This window comes from Streptomyces fumanus, from assembly GCF_014655295.1.
GTDB classification, from domain to species: domain Bacteria; phylum Actinomycetota; class Actinomycetes; order Streptomycetales; family Streptomycetaceae; genus Streptomyces; species Streptomyces fumanus.
This window is the reverse complement of the sequence record NZ_BNBI01000006.1, coordinates 116,576-136,020: the sequence shown is the minus strand read 5'-3', so window position 1 is coordinate 136,020 and position 19,445 is coordinate 116,576. Positions and strand designations below refer to the sequence as shown.

Here is a 19,445-nt window from a genome sequence, read left to right as displayed (position 1 = left end):
GAGGCCCTTTCTCCTCATCTTCCTCACGACGCGTTTCGTCGTGAGACGGATTTGGCACCTTCCCGAGCCGGGAGCCTCGCTGCTTCACGAGTGCCGACTGGAGGGTTGCCGGGGCTTCATCGGGCCGTGTCCCTCTGCCCCTCTGGATGAGCGCTATGTGGTTGTGGAACGCCGGAGACCCCCGACATGCGATGGTCACCCGCGTTGTTCAAGACTGTAACCGAAGGCCAGGACAGTTGAGATAGACGTCCGATGCGCGAGATGGATCACACGTGACCCACGGTGGTCCACCACAGGGAGGAGCCGGGGACCGTGCTGGAAGAAGTCGAGCGCTGGCTGAGCGCCCGCTCCTGGTCCGTGACCGACCGTCCGCTGCACCAGATCATGGCCGCGAAACGGGCCACCGGCCAGTCGGTCAGCGTGGTGCTGCCCGCCCTCAACGAGGAGGAGACCGTCGGCGACATCGTCGCCGTCCTCCGCCACGACCTGATGCGTCAGGTGCCGCTGGTCGACGAGATCGTGGTCGTCGACTCGGGCTCCACCGACCGCACGTCCGAGGTGGCCGCCGCGGCGGGCGCCCGGGTGGTGCACCGCGACCGCATTCTGCCCCGCATCCCGGCCGTGCCCGGCAAGGGCGAGGTGCTGTGGCGCTCGCTGCTGGCCACCGACGGGGACATCGTCTGCTTCGTCGACGCGGACCTGCGGGAGTTCTCCTCCGACTTCGTCTCGGGGATCGTCGGCCCGCTGCTGACCGACCCGGGCGTGGACCTGGTCAAGGCCATGTACGACCGTCCGCTGGGCGCGGCGGCCGGGCAGGGCGGCCGGGTCACCGAGCTGATGGCCCGCCCGCTGCTCAACATGCACTGGCCGCAACTGGCCGGGTTCGTGCAGCCGCTGGGCGGCGAGTACGCGGCCCGCCGCTCGCTGCTGGAGCGGCTGCCGTTCCCGGTCGGCTACGGCGTGGAGCTGGGGATGCTGGTCGACGCCCTGCACCTGGTCGGCCTGGACGCGCTGGCCCAGGTCGACGTGGGGGTGCGCAAGCACCGGCACCAGGACGGGCAGGCGCTCGGCCGGATGGCCGCCGCGATCTACCGCACCGCGCAGTTGCGGCTGGCCCGCGGGCATCTGATCCGCCCCGCGCTGACCCAGTTCGAGCGCGGCGAGAACGGCTTCGAGCCGCGCACCTTCTCGGTCGACACCGAGGAGCGGCCGCCGATGCTGGAGATCGCCGAGTACGCCCGGCGGAAGGTGGCGTGAACGGGTGACGGCGGGCGGGGAACCCACGTTTGAGTTCCGACCGGCCGGGCTAGGTTGAGGCGTATGGCTTCAAGCTTCGGTGCTGCTCAGGTGCTGGTCGCCTCCAATCGGGGACCGGTTTCGTACGAGGTTCGGGAGGACGGTTCGCTGCACGCCAGACGCGGCGGGGGCGGGCTGGTCTCGGGGCTGTCGGCGATCGGGCCGGACGCGGGGGCGCTGTGGGTGTGCTCGGCGCTCGGCGACGGCGACCGGGAGGCGGTGCGGCGCGGGGTCGGCGAGGACGGCGTGCGGATGCTGGACGTCCCGGCGGACGTGCACGCCGACGCGTACAACGGCATCGCCAACTCGGTGCTGTGGTTCGTCCACCACATGCTGTACCAGACCCCGCTGGAGCCGGTCTTCGACGCGGAGTTCCGCCGGCAGTGGGCCTCCTACGAGGCGTTCAACCGGGCCTTCGCCGAGGCGCTGGCCCAGGAGGCCGCCGAGGGCGCGGCCGTGCTGGTGCAGGACTACCACCTGACGCTGGTGCCGGGGATGCTCCGGGAGCTCCGCCCCGACCTGCGGATCGCGCACTTCTCGCACACGCCGTGGGCGCCGGTGGAGTACTTCCGGATGCTGCCGGACGACATCGCCGAGCAGGTGCTGCGCGGGATGCTGGGCGCGGACCGGCTCGGGTTCCTCACCCGGCGGTGGGCCGACGCGTTCACCGCCTGCTGCGACGCCCTGGTCGGCGGGCTCGGGCAGACCCGGGTGGGGGTGCACGGGCTGGGCGCGGACGCCGACTTCCTGCGCCAGCGGTCGCACGAGGCGGACGTGGACGAGCGGATGGCGGCGCTGCGCGAAGAGGTCGGCGAGGGGCGCCGGACCATCGTCCGGGTGGACCGCACCGAGCTGTCCAAGAACATCGTGCGCGGGCTGCTGGCCTACCGGCAGTTGCTGGCCGACCGGCCGGAGTGGCGCGAGCGGGTGGTGCACGTGGCGTTCGCCTACCCCTCGCGGCAGGACCTCGCGGTGTACCGGGAGTACACGGCGCAGGTGCAGCGGGTCGCCGAGGAGATCAACGCCGAGTACGGGACGCCGGGCTGGACGCCGGTCGTGCTGCACGTCAAGGACGACTTCGCGCGGTCGCTGGCCGCGTACCGGATGGCGGACGTGGCGCTGGTCAACCCGGTGCGGGACGGGATGAACCTGGTCGCCAAGGAGGTGCCGGTCGTCTCCGACGAGGGGTGCGCGCTGGTGCTGTCCCGGGAGGCCGGGGCGTTCGAGGAGCTGGGCGAGTACGCGGTCGTCGTCAATCCGTACGACGTGGTGGGCACCGCCGAGGCGCTGCACCGGGCGCTGTCGATGCCGGCGGGCGAGCGCGCCGACCGGACGAAGAAGCTGGCCGCCGCCGCGACCGCGCTGCCGCCGGCCCGGTGGTTCCTGGAGCAGTTGGACGCACTGCGCGGCTGACGCGGTCGCCTGCGGCGGGCGCCTGCCCCGGGCGCCGGACGTGAGGCGCCTGACGCGGGAGGCGGGGCCGGGCTCGGGGTCGGGCTCCGACGGCAGGACCAGGCTCCGGGCTCGGGCTCCGGGCTCGGGCTCCGGGCTCCGGGCTCCGGGCTCCGGGCTCCGGGCTCCGACGACGGGACCGGACCGGGCGGCGGGACCGCGCTCCGACGACGGGACCGGACCGGACGGCAGGACCGCGCTCCGACGACGGGACCGGACCGGACGGCGGGACCGCGCTCCGACGGCAGAACCAGGCTCCGGCGGCGGCGCCCCGCCCGGTCCGCACCGGGTGGGGCGCCGCCGCCTTGTGGGCCGTTCTCTCAGGCCAGTCGCCGGGCCAGGGCGCGCAGCAGGGCGACCACGCCCGCCGGGCCGGCCACCTCGACGTCCGCGCGCTCGCGCAGCTCCGTCACCTCGTCGCTGCCGCTGCACACCAGCAGGCCGGGGACGCCCTCGGCGCGCAGGGCGTCGACGGCGGCGTAGGCGGGCAGGTCGCCGAGGTCGTCGCCGGCGTAGAGGACCGGGCCGGCTCCGGTGGCCCGCACGTGCTCGCGCAGGGCGACGCCCTTGTCCATGCCGGGCGGACGGAGTTCGAGGACCAGCCGGCCCGGCTCCACGATCAGGCCGTGCCGGGCCGCGAGGTCGGTGAGCGGGCCGCGCAGGGCCTCGAAGGCGGCCCCCGGGTCGGCGGCCCGCCGGGTGTGCACGGCGACCGAGCGGCCCTTGTCCTCGACGGCCGTGCCGGGACCGGGCGCGACCCGGTCGAGGAGGGCGGGGAGTTCGGCGCGGACGGCGGCGACGCCGGGGTGCGCGGCGGGGGCGGTGACGGTGCCGGTGACGGCGTCCCAGCGTTCGGCGCCGTAGTGGCCGAGGACGACCAGGTGCTCCAGGCCGGGCACGTCCGCGAAGCCGCCGTGGCGGACGGCGACCTCGGCCGGGCGGCCGGTGATCACCGCGACGGAGGCGACCTTCGGGGCGAGCGCGGCCAGCGCGGCTACGGCGTCCGGGTGGGCGCGGGCCTGGTCGGGGTCGGGCACGATGTCGGCGAGGGTGCCGTCGAAGTCGAGCGCGACGACCGCCCGGCGGGGGTCGGCGAGGAGCGCGTCCAGCCCCTCGCGCCCGGCCCGCGTGGCGGGCGACGGCAGGTGGTCCGGCTGGTCGGGGGTTACGTCGGTGTGGCTGCCCATGCCGCGAACCTATCCCGCGAACCGGATCACACGCCTGACAGCACGCGCCCGCCGACGCCGCCCCGGCCCGCCCCGCGCCCTTTTCACCGCTCCGCCCGCCGTGCCTCGCGGACGCGGCGCAGGCGGTTGACCGTCACCGGGTCGGCGGCCAGGGCGCGGGGGTCGTCGAGGAGGGCGTCGAGGAGCTGGTAGTAGCGGACGGGGGCCAGGCCCAGTTCCTCGCGGATGGCGCGTTCCTTGGCGCCGGGGCCGGGGAAGCCGCGGCGCTCCAGCGCGAGGATGTCCCGCTCCCGCGCGCCGAGTCCCTGGTCGTGTCGCTCTGGGTCCATGCCCGGCACCGTAGCGCCCGGCACCGACAGCCGGTGCCGGGCGGTGGCTCTCACGCGGCGCTGTCCGCCCGTACCGCCGTGGCCTGCAGCTCCTCCAGGACCGTCCGCGGGTCGCCGCCGGTGGCGACCGCCTCGCCGATCCGCTTCTTGATCTCCGCGCTGACCGTGGCCCAGGAGGTCTCGCCGACCGGGTACAGCTCGGAGAGGAGCAACTGGTCCAGGAACGGCTTGAGCTTCTTGTCCTCCTCGGCGGTGCTCATCGCCTCGGACGCGGAGGTGGTCACCGGCAGCAGGTCGTAGCGGCGGGAGAAGTCCAGGACCTGGTCGTCGGCGTAGACGAAGTCGAGGAAGTCGCCGATCTGCTCCTGGTGGCCGTTCTGCTTGAAGGCCGCCATCCAGTCGGCGACGCCGAGCGTGTTGGGGCTGGCGCCGTCCGCACCGGGGGTGGGGACCATGCCGTACTTGACGCCCTTCTTCTCGGCCATCGCCATCAGCGACGGGTGGCCGTTGAGCATGCCGACGTCACCGGCGGCGAACGCGGCGAAGGCGGCCGCGCGGTTGAGCTTGCCGGGGGCGACCGGGCCGGTGAGGTCCTTGCCGACCAGTTCGTCCTTGAGCCAGGTGAAGGTGTCGACGTTCTGCGCCGAGTCGATGGTGTAGGTGCCGGAGACGTCGGTGTAGCCGCCCCCGCCGCTCAGCAGCCACTGCATCGTCTCGGCCTGCGCCTCCTCGGGGCCCAGCGGCAGGGCGTACGGGTACTTCACGCCCTCCGCCTTCAGCGCCTCGGCCGCGGCGGCCAGGTCGTCCCAGCTCTTGGGCGGGGTGAGGCCGGCCTGGGCGAAGAGGGTCTTGTTGTAGAACAGCACGCGCGTGGAGGCCGCGAACGGCATCCCGTACTGCACCCCCTTGACCTGCCCGGCGGCGGCCAACTGGGGCACGAAGTCGGCCTGAACGGGGATGGAGAGCAGGTCGTCGGCCCGGTAGAGCAGGTCCTTGGCCGCGTAGTCGGAGTAGGCGCCGATCTGCGCCAGGTCGGGCGCCTCGCCGGCGTCGACCAGCTCGCGGACCTTGCGGTCGACGTCGTTCCACGAGTACACGGTCACGTCCACGCGCACATCGGGGTGCTTCGCCTCGTAGGCGTCGACCACGTCGTCCCAGTAGTGCCGGGAGCTGTTGGCCTCGGTGTCGCCGTAGTCGGCGGCGACCAGCTTCAGGGTCACCTCGCCGGAGCCGCCGGTGATCCCGCAGCCGCCGAGGACCGCCGTCATGACCAGTGCGGACGCCACCGCGATCGTTCCTGTCCTGCCCCGTCGCACTTGTTCCTGCCCCGCCCTGCTGAAGATGTCGTTCCGGTTGTTCGGTTAACGGATCAAGGTCTACACCACGCGAGTGGACTAGACCTCTTGCGGGTCGACGGGCCACACTGTCCCCGTGAGACACGTCATCGCCCTCGATGTGGGCGGCACCGGGATGAAGGCCGCCCTGGCCGGGCCGGGGGGCGAGCTGCTGCACCACGCCCGCCGGGCCACCGGCCGGGACCGCGGACCCGAGGCCGTCGTCGACGGCATCCTGGAGTTCGCCGCCGAACTGGCCGCGCTGGGCGCCGACCGGTTCGGCGAGCCCCCCGCCGCGGCCGGCCTCGCCGTCCCCGGCATCGTCGACGAGGCCCGCGGCACCGCCGTGTACTCCGCCAACCTGGGCTGGCGGGACGTCCCGCTGCGCGCCCTGCTGAGCGAGCGGCTCGGCGGCGTGCCCGTCGCCCTCGGTCACGACGTGCGCACCGGCGGGCTCGCCGAGGGCCGGGTCGGCGCCGGGCGGGGCACCGACCGGTTCCTGTTCGTGCCGCTGGGCACCGGCATCGCGGGCGCCATCGGCATCGGCGGCCGGGTGGAGGGCGGCGCCCACGGCTTCGCGGGCGAGATCGGCCACATCGTGGTCCGCCCCGGCGGCACGCCCTGTCCGTGCGGGCAGCGCGGCTGCCTGGAGCGGTACGCCTCCGCCGGCGCGGTCGGCGCGGCCTGGGCGGCGGCCTGCGGGGACCCGGAGGCGGACGCCGCGGACTGCGCCAAGGCCGTGGACTCCGGGGACGTACGGGCCGTCCGGGTGTGGCAGGACGCGGTGGACGCCCTCGCGGACGGCCTGGTCACCGCGCTCACCCTGCTGGACCCCCGGACGCTGATCATCGGTGGCGGCCTCGCCGAAGCGGGGGAAACCTTGTTCACACCGCTGCGGGACGCCGTCCGGCGGCGGGTCACCTTCCAGAGCCTGCCGCCCGTCGTCCCCGCGGCCCTGGGCGACACCGCCGGCTGCCGCGGCGCCGGACTGCTGGCCTGGGATCTCCTCGACACCACGGACCGTACGGAGGAACCGACGTGACGGCTACGCCGCCAGGGGCACAGGACAGCGCCGACCGGGACGGGACCGGGCTGGTCCTCGCCGGTGCCACCGTGGTCCTGCCCACCGGGACCGTCGAGAACGGCCGGGTGGCCGTCGACGGCACCCGGATCGCCGCGACGGCCCCCGAGCACGCCCGGGTCCTCGACGTGAACGGCCACTGGGTGGTCCCCGGCTTCGTGGACCTGCACAACCACGGCGGCGGCGGCGCCTCCTTCGCCGGCGGCACCGCCGAGCAGGTCCTCCAGGGCGTGCACACCCACCGGCTGCACGGCACCACCACGGTCGTCGCCTCCGCGGTCACCGGCGACCTGGACTTCCTCGCCCGGCACGCCGGGATGCTGGCGGAACTGGCCCAGCAGGGCGAGATCGCCGGCATCCACTTCGAGGGGCCGTTCATCTCCCCGTGCCGCAAGGGCGCGCACGACGAGCAACTGCTGCGCGACCCCGACCCGGCCGAGGTCCGCAAGCTGATCGACGCCGCGCACGGCCACGCGCGGATGATGACCCTCGCTACCGAGCTGCCGGGCGGCCTGGACTCCGTACGGCTGCTGGTGGAGCACGGCGTCATCGCGGCGATCGGGCACACCGACGCGACGTACGAGCAGACCGTCGAGGCGATCGACGCGGGCGCCACCGTCGCCACCCACCTGTTCAACGCGATGCCGCCGCTGGGCCACCGCTCCCCCGGCCCGATCACCGCGCTGCTGGAGGACGAGCGGATCACCGTCGAGCTGATCAACGACGGCGTCCATCTGCACCCGGCGGCGCTGCAGTTGGCGTTCCACCACGCGGGGCCGGCCCGGGTGGCGTTCATCACCGACGCGATGGACGCGGCCGGCTTCGGCGACGGCCGCTATCTGCTGGGCCCGCTGGAGGTCGACGTCGAGGACGGGGTGGCGCGGCTGGTGGAGGGCGGCTCGATCGCCGGGTCGACGCTCACCCTGGACCGGGCGCTGAAGCGGGCGGTCACGGTGGACGGGCTGGCCGTCGAGGACGCGGTGGCGGCGCTGTCGGCCAACCCGGCCCGGCTGCTCGGCCTGGCCGACCGGGTCGGCTCGCTGGAGCCGGGCAAGGACGCCGACCTGGTGGTGCTGGACGCCGGTTTCGACGTGGTGGGCGTGATGCGCCGGGGCGCCTGGGTGGTCGAACCCCGACTGGGCTGACCGGTTCCCGGGTCGCGGCCGGGCGTGGCCGACGCGGGACTGGGCCGACCGGCCCGCCGTTTGGCATGATCGTGCCTTCTGGACCCTTGGCACACGCAAGCAGACGGGGGAGGCCGGCCCGGTGATCCTCACGGTGACGCTGAACACCGCTCTCGACATCACCTATCGCGTCCGGAGCCTGACCCCGCACCGCTCGCACCGGGTCACCGAGGTGACCGAGCGGCCGGGCGGCAAGGGCCTCAACGCGGCCCGGGTGCTCGCCGCCCTCGGCCACCGGGTGACGGTCACCGGCTTCACGGGCGGCGCCACCGGGCGCGCGGTGCGGCAGGCGCTCACCGCGGCGCCCGGGGTGGTCGACGCGCTGGTGCCGGTCGGCGGCGCCACCCGGCGCACCGTCGCCGTCGTCGACGACACCACCGGCGACACCACCCAGTTCAACGAGCCGGGCCCGCTGGTCACGCCCGCCGAGTGGGGCGCCTTCCAGGAGGCGTACGAGGAGCTGCTCACCGGTGTCTCGGCGGTGGCCCTGTGCGGCAGCCTGCCGCCGGGCGTGCCGGTGGGCGCCTACGCCGGGCTGGTGCGCGCGGCGCGCGCCGCCGGGGTGCCGGTGCTGCTGGACACCGGCGGGGAGCCGCTGCGCCGGGGGGTGGCCGCCCGGCCGGACCTGATCAAGCCGAACGCGGCGGAGCTGGCCGAGCTGACCGGCGCCCACGAGCCGCTGCGGGCCACCCGGGACGCCCGCCGGCGCGGCGCCCGCTCGGTGGTGGCCTCGCTGGGCGGCGAGGGGCTGCTGGCGGTGACCGAGGAGGGTCGCTGGCGGGCGGTGCCGCCGGCCAAGCTGCGCGGCAACCCGGCGGGCGCCGGTGACTCGGTGGTGGCGGCCCTGCTGTCGGGTCTGGCCGAGCGCCTGCCCTGGCCGGACCGGCTGGCCCGCGCGGTCGCCCTGTCGGCGGCGACGGTCCTGGCCCCCGCGGCCGGCGAGTTCGACCGCGCGGCCTATGCGGACCTGCTGGGCCGGGTGACGGTGACCGCGGAGGCGACGGCGGCGTAAGAGCGGGCCGGGCCTAGCGGGTGACCTGGCCTTCCTTGAGGCTGAGCTGGTCCAGCAGGACGTTGCACTTGTCGCCGTCCTGGCAGGAGATGGTGAGGGTGTTGGTGCCCTTGTTGAGGGTCGGGTAGGCGTAGGTCTCGGTCCAGCCCTTGGCGAAGTCGCCGTCCTCGGCCTTGGTGAAGTTGCCCAGGTTGAGCTTGCTGCCGAAGACCTTGCCGTTGACCGTCAGGGTCATCGACTGGTCCTCGCCGGTGGCGCTGTAGCGGGCGAAGAGGGTGTAGGCGCCGGCCTTGGGGATGCCGTCGACCGTCCAGGTGACCGAGGCGCCCGTCTTGTTCAGGCCGGCGATGTAGGTGCCGCCCTCGGACTGGGCGCCCGCCACGTCGCTGGCCTGCGCGGCGCCGCCGGCGGCCTGGAGGCTCCCGGCGTCGGCGGTGGGCAGGTCGGCCCGCTGCTCGTCGTCGTCGTCGCCGGCGGACGGGCTGGGCTCGCCGCTCTGGCTCTGGGTCGGGGTGGTGCCGGCGCCGGCCTGGTCGCCGCCCTTGTCGTCCTCGTCGCCGCTGCCGGTCATGGCCACGGCGATGCCGATGACGACCGCGGCGACCACCGCGATGGCGCCGATCAGCAGGCCCCTGGTGTTGGGGCCGCGCCGCCCGCCGCCGCGTCCGCCGCCGTGCGCGGGCTGCTGCGGGGCGGTGGGGGCACCGCCGCCGGGCAGCGTCTCCGGGGCCGCGTAGTGCGGGTTGGGCCGGCCGTAGGCGCCCTGGGGCGGGGCGGCGGGCGGCGCGCCGGCCGCCTGCTGGCCGTACTGACGGGTCCCGACCGGACGCACCCGGTTGACCGAGCCCGGGTAGCCGTAGCCGCCTGACGGCGGCTGGGCCCCGTTGGCCTGCCCGTCGGCGTACAGGTAGCCGAAGGGGTCGTCGTCCTCGGGCGTGCTCGCGCCGTTGTTGCCGGGCGTCATCCCTAGGTCTCCTAACCAGGTGCGGTGCGGGTGCGGTGTACGTGGTGAGAGGCCGAGCCTACCCGCTCCCACTGGGCCGAACGGGTGACCCGGCTCGCGTCACCGCGCTGACCTGGGGCTCATCCGGCCCGTCGGTGCTGTTTGGGACGAGATCGTTTCTCGACGTACATCCGCTCGTCGGCGGACTTGAGCACCTCGTCGGCGGTCATGCCGCAGTGCGCCCAGCCGATGCCGAAGCTGGCGCCCACCCGGACGGCCCGGCCCTCGGCCCGGATGGGCTGGATGATCTCGTTGCGCAGCCGTACGGCGAGGTCGGCGGCGTCGGCCCGGCCGAGGCCGTCGGCGAGGATGACGAACTCGTCGCCGCCGAGCCGGGCCACGGTGTCGCCGTCGCGGACGCCGCCGGAGAGCCGCCGGGCGACCTCGATGAGCACGGCGTCGCCCGCGTTGTGCCCGAACCGGTCGTTGATCGACTTGAAGCCGTCGAGGTCGCAGAAGAGCACCGCGAGCCCCTTGGTGCCGTCGTCGCGGCCCTCCTCGGGGGCGACGGTGTGCACATGGTGGTCGTAGGCGTCGTACGGCTCGGGGTTCGGCGGGAAGTCGAAGGAGTGGCCGCCGGAGTCGAGGACCGGGTCGCCGTAGGCGGCGTCCATCGCGTCGACCGCGGTCGGCAGGACCGACTGGGGGCGCTGGCAGAGCCGGGCGGAGAGGCGGGAGCGCAGTTCGGCGGAGTTCGGCAGGCCGGTGAGGGAGTCGTGCGAGGCGCGGTGGGCCAGTTGCAGTTCGCGGCGCTTGCGCTCCTCTATGTCCTCGACGTGGGTGAGGAGGAAGCGGGGGCCGTCGGCGGCGTCGGCGACGACGCTGTTGCGCAGGGAGACCCAGACGTAGGTGCCGTCGCGGCGGCCCAGGCGGAGTTCGGCGCGGCCGCCCTCGGGGGAGGTGCGCAGCAGGGTGCCTATGTCCTCGGGGTGGACGAGGTCGGAGAAGGAGTAGCGGCGCATCGCGGCGGCGGGCCGGCCCAGCAGGCGGCACAGCGCGTCGTTGCTGCGCAGTATGCGGCCGTGCTGGTCGCCGCCCATCTCGGCGATGGCCATGCCGGAGGGGGCGTACTCGAACGCCTGCCGGAAGCTCTCCTCGCTGGCGCGCAGGGCCTGCTGCTCGCGCTCCAGGCGGACCAGGGCGCGCTGCATGTTGGAGCGCAGCCGGGCGTTGCTGATCGCGATGGCGGCCTGGAAGGCGTACATCTGGAGGGCCTCGCGGCCCCAGGCGCCGGGCCGGCGGCCGTTGCGCGGGCGGTCCACGGACAGGACGCCGATCAGCTCGCCGCTGGTGCCGCCGCCCTGCGGGCCGGGCGCGTACATGGGGGCGAAGAGGCGGTCGGAGGGGTGCCACTCGTCCTCGAAGCGGGGGGCGGGCCCGTCGGTGTACCACTGGGGTACGTCGTCGTCGTCGAGGATCCAGCCCTCGGTGTGCGGTATGAACACCAGGTCGCCCCACTGCTCGCCCATCCGCAGCCGGCGCTCCCAGGAGTCGCGGGAGCCGACCCGGCCGGTGATGAGGGCCTCGGCGGCCTGGTTCCCGGCGAAGGCGGCGACCACCAGATCGCCGTCGGGGCGGACCAGGTTGACGCAGGCCAGCTCGTACCCCAGGGCGTGCACGACGCCGTCGGCCACGGTCTGCAGGGTGTCGGCCAGGCTGCGGGCCGTGTTCATGTCGGCCATGGCCTGGTGCAGTTGCCGCAGGGACGCAAGACGGACGTAGGGTTCCGACTCGGCCTCCATGCTCGCCCTCCCCCCGAGACCTCGCAGCGAATCAAGGGTTCTCGTGCAGCTTCCCCGCCACTGAATCACAGCGCGCTGCCCACTCGGTACACAGGGTCAACAATTCCTACTCCTTGTGACTCAAGTCACAGCGAAACATGAACAATCGGGCGATGTTTCCGCACTTTCCCGTGCGTTTCCTGAACACTCCGGGCTGCTCGTCCTGGGGTCCTAGGTCCGGCCTGCGACCGGGGTCCGATGCGGGCCGCGCGGGGCGGCGATTAGCGTGGCGGGGTGCCGAACACTTCCCCTGCCGCTCCCGCCCCTTCCACGTCGCGGTCCCCCGCCGCCGGGCATGCTGAGGGGGTGAGCAACGAGGAGTTCCGCGCCGCCATGTCCCGGCTGGCCTCGGGCGTGGTCCTGGTGACCGCCGGGGAGCCGCCGCTGGACGCCGACGACCCGTCCGCGCCGGGCGGCGAGGACGTGGGCATGACGGCGACCGCCTTCATGTCGGTCTCCCTCGACCCGCCGCTGGTGCTGGTGAGCCTGCGGGAGGGCTCCCGGATGGACGACCTGCTGGACGAGCAGCCGCTGTGGGCGGTCTCGGTGCTGTCGGAGAGCCAGCGGCACATCGCCGGCCGGTTCGCGATGAAGGGCCGGATCAGCGACCGGCTGCTGTTCGAGGACATCCCCTACACGCGCGGGGAGGTCACCGGCGCCCCGCTGGTGGGCGGCGCGCTGGCGACCCTGGAGTGCCGGACCGAGCGGCGGGTGCCGGCCGGGGACCACACCCTGGTGATCGGGCGGGTGCTGAGCGCGCGGGTGCCGAGCGCGGACGGCGGGCCGCTGACGTACTTCCGGGGGCGGTACCGGCAGTTGGGCTGAGCGCTTCCGGGGGCGGTACCGGCACCGGGCGGCCGGGTCAGTCCCAGCCCTTGCCGGTGCGGCCCCGCTTGGTCTGGGCGCGCTGCTTCTTCTCCCGCAGCCGGCGCTCGTTGATGCCGCGCGGGACGCGGGTCGGGCGGCGGGGCCTCGGCGGCGGCGCGGTGGCCTCGGCGAGCAGCGCGGCCAGGCGTACGGCGGCGGCCTCGCGGTTGCGCCACTGGGAGCGGTGCTCGGAGGCCCGGACGGTGACGACCCCGTCGGTGAGCCGCCCGGCCAGGCGCTGGAGCGCCCGCTCCTTCCACGCCTGGGGCAGCGCCTCGGTGCGGGCCAGGTCGAAACGGAGCTCGACCTGGCTGTCGGTGGTGTTGACGTGCTGTCCGCCGGGCCCGGACGACCGCGAGAAACGCCACATCAGCTCCGCCTCGGGCAGCAGGACGGAACCGCGGATGACATGGGGACCGGACATGCCGTCCATGTTCCCGCCCGTGACCGGTCCACGTCACCCGAATATGCGGGGTAACCCGGGTGTCCCGGGTAAAGAAAGTAAAGCGACCCGGAACCTTGCGGACCTCCCCCGACGTTCATAGGGGTAGCTGTAGCTTTTTTGCCGTACGTACACGAGGGAAGGGACTCCCAACAATGGCTGTAAGCCTGTCCAAGGGTGGCAACGTCTCGCTCACCAAGGAGGCTCCGGGCCTGACCGCCGTCACCGTGGGCCTCGGCTGGGACGTCCGCACCACCACCGGCACCGACTTCGACCTCGACGCCTCCGCGATCGCGGTCAACACCCAGGGCAAGGTCTACTCGGACGCCCACTTCGTCTTCTTCAACAACAAGCAGACGCCGGACCAGTCCATCGTCCACACCGGTGACAACCGCACCGGCGAGGGCGCCGGCGACGACGAGGCGATCAACGTCAACCTGGCCGCCCTCCCGGCCGACATCGACAAGATCGTCTTCCCGGTCTCGATCTACGACGCGGAGAGCCGCTCGCAGAACTTCGGCCAGGTCCGCAACGCCTACATCCGCATCGTCAACCAGGCCGGCGGCGCGGAGATCGCCCGCTACGACCTGTCCGAGGACGCGGCCACGGAGACCGCGATGGTCTTCGGCGAGCTGTACCGCAACGGCGCGGAGTGGAAGTTCCGCGCCGTCGGCCAGGGCTACGCCTCGGGCCTGGCCGGCATCGCCCAGGACTTCGGCGTCAACGTCTGACGTTCCCGGGACATCGCGGGGCCCCTCGGCTGTGTGCCGGGGGGCTTTTCCGTGCGGTCCCTGGCGCCCGGTCGGTAGGGCCACGGCGGCGACCGGCGCTCCCTGGCGCCCGAACGGTACGGCCACGGCGGCGACCGGCGTCTCCGGTGGGCCGGACCGTGCGGTCACGGCAGCAGTCGTTGCTCCTTCGCGAGCGCGACCGCGCCGGCCCGGGTGTCGACGCCGAGCTTGTCGTAGACACGGCGCAGATGGGTCTTCACGGTGGCCTCGCTGATGAACAGGGCGCGGGCGATCTCCCGGTTGCCCAGGCCGCGGGCCAACTGGGCGAGGATGTCCCGTTCGCGGTCGGTGAGGGCCGGGCGGGGGCTGCGCAGGCCGGCCATGACCCGGCCGGCGACGGGCGCGGAGAGCGCGGTCTGCCCCCGGGCGGCGGCGCGGAGGGCGGCGAAGAGTTCCTCGGGGCGCTCGGCCTTGAGCAGATAGCCGGTGGCGCCGGCCGCGATGGCGCGGGTGATGTCGGCGTCCGTGTCGTACGTGGTGAGGACCAGGACGTGCGGGCGGGGGGCGGGGCCGGTGGTGAGCCGGCGGGTGGTCTCGACGCCGTCGATGCCCTCGCCGAGCTGGAGGTCCATCAGCACCACGTCCGGCGCCAGTTTCGCGGCCAGCGCGAGCGCCTCCTCGCCGGTGCCCGCCTCGCCGACCACCTCGATGCCGGGGGCGCTGTCGAGCAGCGCGAGCAGTCCGGCGCGTACGACGGCGTGGTCGTCGCAGACGAGGACGCGGACGGGCGTGGGGGCGGGACCGGGGGCGGGGGTGGTCATCGGGGTGGCTCCAGGGGAACGGCGGCGGAGACGACGGTGCCCTCGCCCGGGGCGGACTCCACGGTCAGCGTGCCGCCGAGCTGGCGCAGCCGGGCACGCATCGCGGGCAGACCGTGCCCCCGGTCGCCCCCCGGGGCGGCGGCCGGCCCGGCGGGGTCGAAGCCGTGACCGTCGTCGGCCACGTCGAGCAGGGCGGTGTCGTCCAGGACGGTGAGGGTGAGCGCGGCGGTCCGCGCACCGGCGTGTTCGCGGACGTTGGCCAGGGCGCCCTGGGCGATGCGCAGCAGGGCCGACCGGACCCGGTCCGGCAGCAGCGGGTCCCGTCCGCCGTCGTCGACGTGGACGCGGACGGTGAGGTGGTCGCCGGACTCCCGCGCGGCCAGCGCCCGCAGCGCCGCCGGAAGCCCGCCGCCGGCGGCGAGGTCGGCGGGGGCCAGGTCGTGGACGAAGCGGCGGGCCTCGGCGAGGTTGTGCTCGGCGACGGACGCGGCCGACCGGACGTGCGTACGGGCCTTGTCGGCGTCGGTGTCCCAGACCCGCTCGGCGGCCTGGAGCAGCATCCGCTGGCTGGACAGGCCCTGCGCGAGGGTGTCGTGGATCTCCATGGACAGCCGTTGCCGTTCGGCGAGGGTGCCCTCGCGGCGTTCGGCGGCGGCGAGGTCACGGCGGGTGCGCAGCAGGTCGTCGATGAGGGCGCGCTGCCGTGCCGTCTGCCGTTCGGCGCGCAGGAACACGGCGGTGGCGAGGGCGGCGACGGCGGGCGGCGCGAGCAGCAGGTTCGGGTCGAAGCGGCCGGCCAAGCGGAGCTGGGCGGCGACCACGAACACCGTGAGCACCCCGACCAGGACGAGCGCGGCCCGCGCCGGGAGGGTGCGCAGGCCGGTGTAGAGGAGGGGGACCGCGCACCAGGAGAAGCTGGGCGCGAGCAGGACGAGCACCGTCCACACCCCGACGACGGCGGCGAGCCGGCCCAGCCGGAGGCGCCCGGGACGGGAGGCGGGGGTCTCCAGCGCCGGTCCCAGCAGGTGCAGGGCCGCCAGGGTGATCGACAGGGCGATGATCCACGGGGTGCGGGGTTCGCCCGGGTGGCGGAGGAGGAAGCGGGCCAGGGCACCGCCGAGCAGGAGGAGGAACGCCGCGTGCAGCACGGCACCGAGCCATCGGGCGTCCGGGTCGTACGGCTTCGGCGTCAGCTCCGGCTCCGGGGGCGGCGTCGGCTTCGGCGTCGGCTCCCGCTCCGGCGTCGCCTTCGGCGTCGGCGTCGGCGTCGGCTCTGGCTCCGGCTTCGGCGTCGGCTCCGGCTTCGGCGTCGGCTCCGGCTTCGGCGTCGGCTTCGGCGTCGGCTTCGGCACGGTGCGGCCCTCCTTCCGGGACACCCTCATTGTCGCCGCCCGGCGCGCGGCCGGGGTCGACCGATCGGACGACCCCGCCGTCATCCATTCCGTCCGCCGTGAGCAGCCGGAACGCCGACCGTGGGGGCCGGGTGCGGGGCGGAGGCTGGTGGAGACCAAGGCAGCCGGACCGCACAGCCCCCGCTGCCCGGCCCCAGCCCACGAGGAGCGAACCCATGCGCAAGACGTTCTCCCGCCGTGCCCGCGTCGCCACCGGCGCCACCGTGCTCACCGCCGTCGCCGCCACCGCCACCGCCTTCGGCACGGTCTCCGCCAGCGCCGGCCCCGCCGCCGCCACCCCGGCCGCCGCCTCAGCCGCTTCCGTCACCTCCCGGGCGACCACCACCTCCACCCACCTGACCGTCGACGCCGCCGTCAAGGCCGCCCAGGCCGCGCTGGACGCCGCCGAGAAGGAGAACCAGCGGGTCACCGTGGCCGTCGTCGACCGCAACGGCAACACGCTCGTCACCCTGCGCGGCGACGGCGCCGGCCCGCAGTCCTACGAGTCCGCCGAGCGCAAGGCGTACACCGCCGTCTCCTGGAACGCGCCCACCTCCGAGCTGGCCGGCCGCCTCACCGGGGCCCCGAACCTGAAGGACATCCCCGGCACCCTGTTCCTGGCCGGCGCGGTCCCGGTCACCGCGAAGAACGCCCCGGTCGCCGGCATCGGCGTGGCGGGGGCCCCGTCCGGCGACCTGGACGAGAAGTTCGCGCGGGCGGGCGCGGCGGCGCTGACCCGCTGAGCCCTCCTCGGCTCACTGGCCGACGCCGAGGGGCCGTACCAGCCGTGCGTAGGGGCCGTATCACCGCATACGGCCCATAGGATCACGGGGTGCGCCCGTCCCGTCCGCTCGCCCTGAGCACCGCCCTGGTCGCCCTCGCCGCGCTCGGCGGGTGCGGCGGCGTCCAGGGCACCCCCGGCGGCTCCGGCGTGCGCGACCCGTACTTCCCGAAGGCGGGCAACGCGGGCTACGACGTCGGCCACTACGCCCTCGACCTCGCCTACGACCCCGGCCCGCACCGCCTCACCGGCACCGCGACGCTCACCGCGCGGGCCACCCAGGACCTCTCCGCGTTCGACCTGGACCTCAAGGGGCTGACCGTCACCCGGGTCACCGTCGGGGGCCGGGCGGCCCGCTTCCACCGCGCCGGGCAGGAGCTGACCGTCCGGCCGCCGGAGGAGCTGGCCGAGGGCACGGCGTTCCGGGTGGCGGTGCGGTACTCCGGTGCCCCGGAGACGATCACCGACCCGGACGGCTCCGAGGAGGGCTGGCTGCCCACCGCCGACGGGGCGCTCGCGCTGGGCGAGCCCACCGGGTCGATGGCCTGGTTCCCCGGCAACCACCACCCCTCCGACAAGGCGTCCTACGACCTGTCGATCACCGTCCCGGAGGGCCTGGCCGCCGTCTCCAACGGCGAACCGGCCGGCCGGACGACGGCGAAGGGCCGCACGACGTACCGGTGGCGGACCGCCGAGCCGATGGCGAGCTACCTCGCCACGGTCGCGATCGGCAAGTGGCAGCTCCGCAGTACCACCACCGAGGACGGACTGCCGGTGCACACCGCCGTCGACCCCGATCAGGCGGCGGCGAGTGCGGCCGTGCTGCGGCGGATTCCCGAGGTGCTCGACTGGGCCCGGGACCTGTTCGGCCCGTACCCGTTCTCCTCGGCCGGCGCGATCGTGGACCGGCCGGAGGACGCCGGCTACGCGCTGGAGACCCAGAACCGGCCGGTCTTCCCCGGCGCCCCCGACCTCCTGGTCCTCGTCCACGAACTCGCCCACCAGTGGTACGGCGACTCCGTCACGCCGAAGACCTGGCGGGACATGTGGCTCAACGAGGGCTTCGCCACCTACGCGGAGTGGCTCTGGCAGGAGCAGCACGGCGGGGACAGCGCGCAGGAGACCTTCGACGCGCTGTACGAGGGCCGCTACTTCGCCGGTACGGCGGAGAACGAGGCCGTCTGGGCGTTCCCGCCCGCCGATCCGCCCGACGCGGCGCACCTCTCCGACACCCCCGTCTACCAGCGCGGCGCGATGGTCCTGCACAAGCTCCGGCAGCGGATCGGCGACACCGCCTTCCGCTCCCTGCTGCGCGACTGGGCCGCCGACCACCGGCACGGCAACGCGAGCACGGCCGACTTCACCGCGTACGCCGAGCGGCGCGCCCCCGGCGAGGACCTCTCCTCGCTCTGGGCGGACTGGCTGTACGGGGACGGCCGGCCGGACCGTCCCTGACGTGCGCGGCGGCGTGACACCATCGTCCCGTGCTCGACATCGGCTACGCCCTCTCCCCCCGTTTCCCCGACCCGCCGCAGACCGACTACCGGCGGGCGGACGTGCACGCCCTGCGGCACGACCTGTTCGCCGGGGACGTGTACCTCGCTGACACCGAGACGGACCGGGAGCTGTCCACAGCCTGGGGATGGGTGCCGGTGCTGGACTTCGCGTGGGCGCTGTGCGACATCGTGGAGCGCGTCGACCGGGACCCGGCGGGATCCCGGGCCGCCCGGCCGCAGCGGGCCGAGCTGGACTTCACCGAGTCCACCGACCGGCTGCTGTTCGAGCGGCGGTTCGGCTGGGTGGACATCGAGGCGGAGTGGCGGCCCGCGTCCGAGCCGCCGCTGACCTTCTCCCACGCCGAACTGCGGCGCGAGGCCCGCGACTTCCTGCACGACCTGATCGCCGACCTCACCGACATGCACGAGGACCTGGCCGACAACCCGGCGATCTGGACCCTCCAGGCCCGCTTCCCCCGCGTCCCCTGACCCCCACCGCCCCCTCTCCTCTCTCCTCTCTCCTCTCTCCTCTCAGGCCACCACCCGCACCCCCAGCTCCGCCGCCAGCACCGGAGCCAGGCCCAGGAGCTGGGCCGGACTGATCACCGCACCGGCCAGCCGGTCCACGCCCCGGGCGATCTCCAGCGGCGCGGCCCCGCGCAGATCGACGTCGACCAGGACGGAGGCGGAGAAGTCGGCCCCCCGCAGGGCGCAGCCGGCGAACTCCACCCGCTCCAGACGGGCACCGGCGAAGTCGGGCTCGACCAGCACGCACCCCTCGAAGACCACGTCCTTGAGCCGGGCCCGCCGCAGATTCAGGAAGTCGATCTTCCCGCCGCGGATCAGCACCCGCTCCAGCACCGCCCCGTGCATCTGCGTCCCGCCGAGCCGGGCGTCGACCAGCTCGACGTCCCGCAGGGTGGCCTCGGCGAGATCGGTGCCGACACCGCGGACGCCGGTGAGGACCGAGTCGAGCAGCCGGGCGCGGCGCAGCGAGGTCTCGTCCAGCGCGCACCCCGTCAGCGCGCAGTCCATGAAGCGGGCGCCCGCGCCGTCCTGCCCGGCGAAGTCCGCCTCCCGCATGTCCAGCCCGTCGTAGTCCCCGTCCGGCTCCAGCCCCCCGCCCCCGTGTCGCTCCAGGGCCGGCAGCCGCACCTCCGGCCGCCGGGCCGCCCGCACCGTCTCCCCCGCCGCTCTCCTCGCCATGCCCCCATCCTGCCCCCCACCACTGACAACGCCACGGACAACCGCGTTGAC

At 74.5% G+C, this 19,445-nt stretch carries 19 protein-coding genes and 1 riboswitch; of the genes, 10 read left to right on the top strand and 9 right to left on the bottom strand.

The window, feature by feature from the left end; all coding sequences use genetic code 11:
• Positions 1–11: 11 nt before the first annotated feature.
• Positions 12–153: riboswitch (SAM riboswitch) on the bottom strand.
• Between the two features lie 159 nt (positions 154–312).
• Both IE316_RS14830 and IE316_RS14825 read left to right on the top strand, forming a co-directional pair.
• The gene (locus IE316_RS14830) at positions 313–1,257 is read left to right on the top strand and encodes a glucosyl-3-phosphoglycerate synthase (protein ID WP_190204778.1); all 945 of its coding nucleotides are present in this window, start codon (positions 313–315) and stop codon (positions 1,255–1,257) included.
• Between the two features lie 63 nt (positions 1,258–1,320).
• Complete coding sequence (locus IE316_RS14825) at positions 1,321–2,709, top strand: alpha,alpha-trehalose-phosphate synthase (UDP-forming) (protein ID WP_190204777.1); 1,389 nt, start codon at positions 1,321–1,323, stop codon at positions 2,707–2,709.
• A 359-nt stretch (positions 2,710–3,068) separates the two neighbouring features.
• Here IE316_RS14825 and otsB read toward each other — a convergent pair whose 3' ends face one another.
• From otsB to IE316_RS14810, 3 genes are all read right to left on the bottom strand, one after another.
• Positions 3,069–3,935, bottom strand: coding sequence for a trehalose-phosphatase (gene otsB / locus IE316_RS14820; protein ID WP_190204776.1), 867 nt, complete (start codon positions 3,933–3,935; stop codon positions 3,069–3,071).
• Positions 3,936–4,018: 83 nt separating this feature from the next.
• Positions 4,019–4,264, bottom strand: coding sequence for a DUF3263 domain-containing protein (locus IE316_RS14815; protein ID WP_190204775.1), 246 nt, complete (start codon positions 4,262–4,264; stop codon positions 4,019–4,021).
• 50 nt (positions 4,265–4,314) lie between these two features.
• Positions 4,315–5,580, bottom strand: coding sequence for an ABC transporter substrate-binding protein (locus tag IE316_RS14810; protein ID WP_444545388.1), 1,266 nt, complete (start codon positions 5,578–5,580; stop codon positions 4,315–4,317).
• A 115-nt stretch (positions 5,581–5,695) separates the two neighbouring features.
• Here IE316_RS14810 and IE316_RS14805 point away from each other — a divergent pair, with 115 nt between their 5' ends.
• From IE316_RS14805 to IE316_RS14795, 3 genes are all read left to right on the top strand, one after another.
• A complete protein-coding gene (locus tag IE316_RS14805) occupies positions 5,696–6,640 on the top strand; it encodes an ROK family protein (RefSeq protein WP_190204774.1) in 945 nt (314 codons plus the stop codon).
• The gene (gene nagA, locus IE316_RS14800; RefSeq protein ID WP_229910399.1) at positions 6,637–7,824 is read left to right on the top strand and encodes an N-acetylglucosamine-6-phosphate deacetylase; all 1,188 of its coding nucleotides are present in this window, start codon (positions 6,637–6,639) and stop codon (positions 7,822–7,824) included. The genes IE316_RS14805 and nagA overlap by 4 nt, the downstream gene beginning before the upstream one ends.
• A 121-nt stretch (positions 7,825–7,945) precedes the next feature.
• Positions 7,946–8,875: a 1-phosphofructokinase family hexose kinase gene (locus IE316_RS14795; protein ID WP_190204773.1), complete on the top strand. Its 930-nt coding sequence runs from the start codon at positions 7,946–7,948 to the stop codon at positions 8,873–8,875.
• Positions 8,876–8,888: 13 nt separating this feature from the next.
• Here the strand turns inward: IE316_RS14795 and IE316_RS14790 are convergent, their stop codons facing one another.
• Both IE316_RS14790 and cdgB read right to left on the bottom strand, forming a co-directional pair.
• Positions 8,889–9,839 carry a carbohydrate-binding protein gene (locus IE316_RS14790; RefSeq protein ID WP_190204772.1) on the bottom strand — a complete coding sequence of 317 codons (951 nt, stop codon included), beginning with the start codon at positions 9,837–9,839 and terminating at the stop codon, positions 8,889–8,891.
• Between the two features lie 119 nt (positions 9,840–9,958).
• Positions 9,959–11,620, bottom strand: coding sequence for a diguanylate cyclase CdgB (gene cdgB, locus IE316_RS14785; protein ID WP_190204771.1), 1,662 nt, complete (start codon positions 11,618–11,620; stop codon positions 9,959–9,961).
• A 273-nt stretch (positions 11,621–11,893) separates the two neighbouring features.
• Between cdgB and IE316_RS14780 the strand changes: the two genes are divergently transcribed.
• Positions 11,894–12,484, top strand: coding sequence for a flavin reductase family protein (locus IE316_RS14780; RefSeq protein ID WP_190204770.1), 591 nt, complete (start codon positions 11,894–11,896; stop codon positions 12,482–12,484).
• A gap of 37 nt (positions 12,485–12,521) precedes the next feature.
• Here the strand turns inward: IE316_RS14780 and arfB are convergent, their stop codons facing one another.
• Entirely contained in the window at positions 12,522–12,959 is a 438-nt protein-coding gene (arfB, locus tag IE316_RS14775) for an alternative ribosome rescue aminoacyl-tRNA hydrolase ArfB (RefSeq protein WP_190204769.1), read from the bottom strand.
• 164 nt (positions 12,960–13,123) lie between these two features.
• On the opposite strand from arfB, the gene IE316_RS14770 reads away from it, so the two are divergent.
• Positions 13,124–13,699, top strand: a complete 576-nt coding sequence (locus IE316_RS14770; RefSeq protein WP_190204768.1) for a TerD family protein — start codon at positions 13,124–13,126, stop codon at positions 13,697–13,699.
• A 164-nt stretch (positions 13,700–13,863) separates the two neighbouring features.
• Here IE316_RS14770 and IE316_RS14765 read toward each other — a convergent pair whose 3' ends face one another.
• Positions 13,864–14,520 (bottom strand): response regulator, encoded by a 657-nt coding sequence (locus IE316_RS14765; protein WP_190204767.1) that lies wholly within the window; start codon positions 14,518–14,520, stop codon positions 13,864–13,866.
• On the bottom strand, positions 14,517–15,713 hold the full coding sequence (locus IE316_RS14760; protein WP_190205080.1) for a sensor histidine kinase: 1,197 nt from the start codon (positions 15,711–15,713) through the stop codon (positions 14,517–14,519). Before IE316_RS14760 ends, IE316_RS14765 begins: the two co-directional genes overlap by 4 nt.
• Before the next feature lie 374 nt (positions 15,714–16,087).
• On the opposite strand from IE316_RS14760, the gene IE316_RS14755 reads away from it, so the two are divergent.
• The 3 genes from IE316_RS14755 (at position 16,088) to IE316_RS14745 (ending at position 18,677) form a co-directional block, all read left to right on the top strand.
• Complete coding sequence (locus tag IE316_RS14755) at positions 16,088–16,654, top strand: GlcG/HbpS family heme-binding protein (protein WP_190204766.1); 567 nt, start codon at positions 16,088–16,090, stop codon at positions 16,652–16,654.
• An 89-nt stretch (positions 16,655–16,743) separates the two neighbouring features.
• Positions 16,744–18,147 (top strand): M1 family metallopeptidase, encoded by a 1,404-nt coding sequence (locus IE316_RS14750; protein ID WP_190204765.1) that lies wholly within the window; start codon positions 16,744–16,746, stop codon positions 18,145–18,147.
• A gap of 29 nt (positions 18,148–18,176) precedes the next feature.
• On the top strand, positions 18,177–18,677 hold the full coding sequence (locus IE316_RS14745; protein WP_190204764.1) for a hypothetical protein: 501 nt from the start codon (positions 18,177–18,179) through the stop codon (positions 18,675–18,677).
• A 42-nt stretch (positions 18,678–18,719) separates the two neighbouring features.
• On the opposite strand, the gene IE316_RS14740 is transcribed toward IE316_RS14745, so the two are convergent.
• Positions 18,720–19,394: a pentapeptide repeat-containing protein gene (locus IE316_RS14740; RefSeq protein WP_190204763.1), complete on the bottom strand. Its 675-nt coding sequence runs from the start codon at positions 19,392–19,394 to the stop codon at positions 18,720–18,722.
• Between the last annotated feature and the right edge of the window lie 51 nt (positions 19,395–19,445).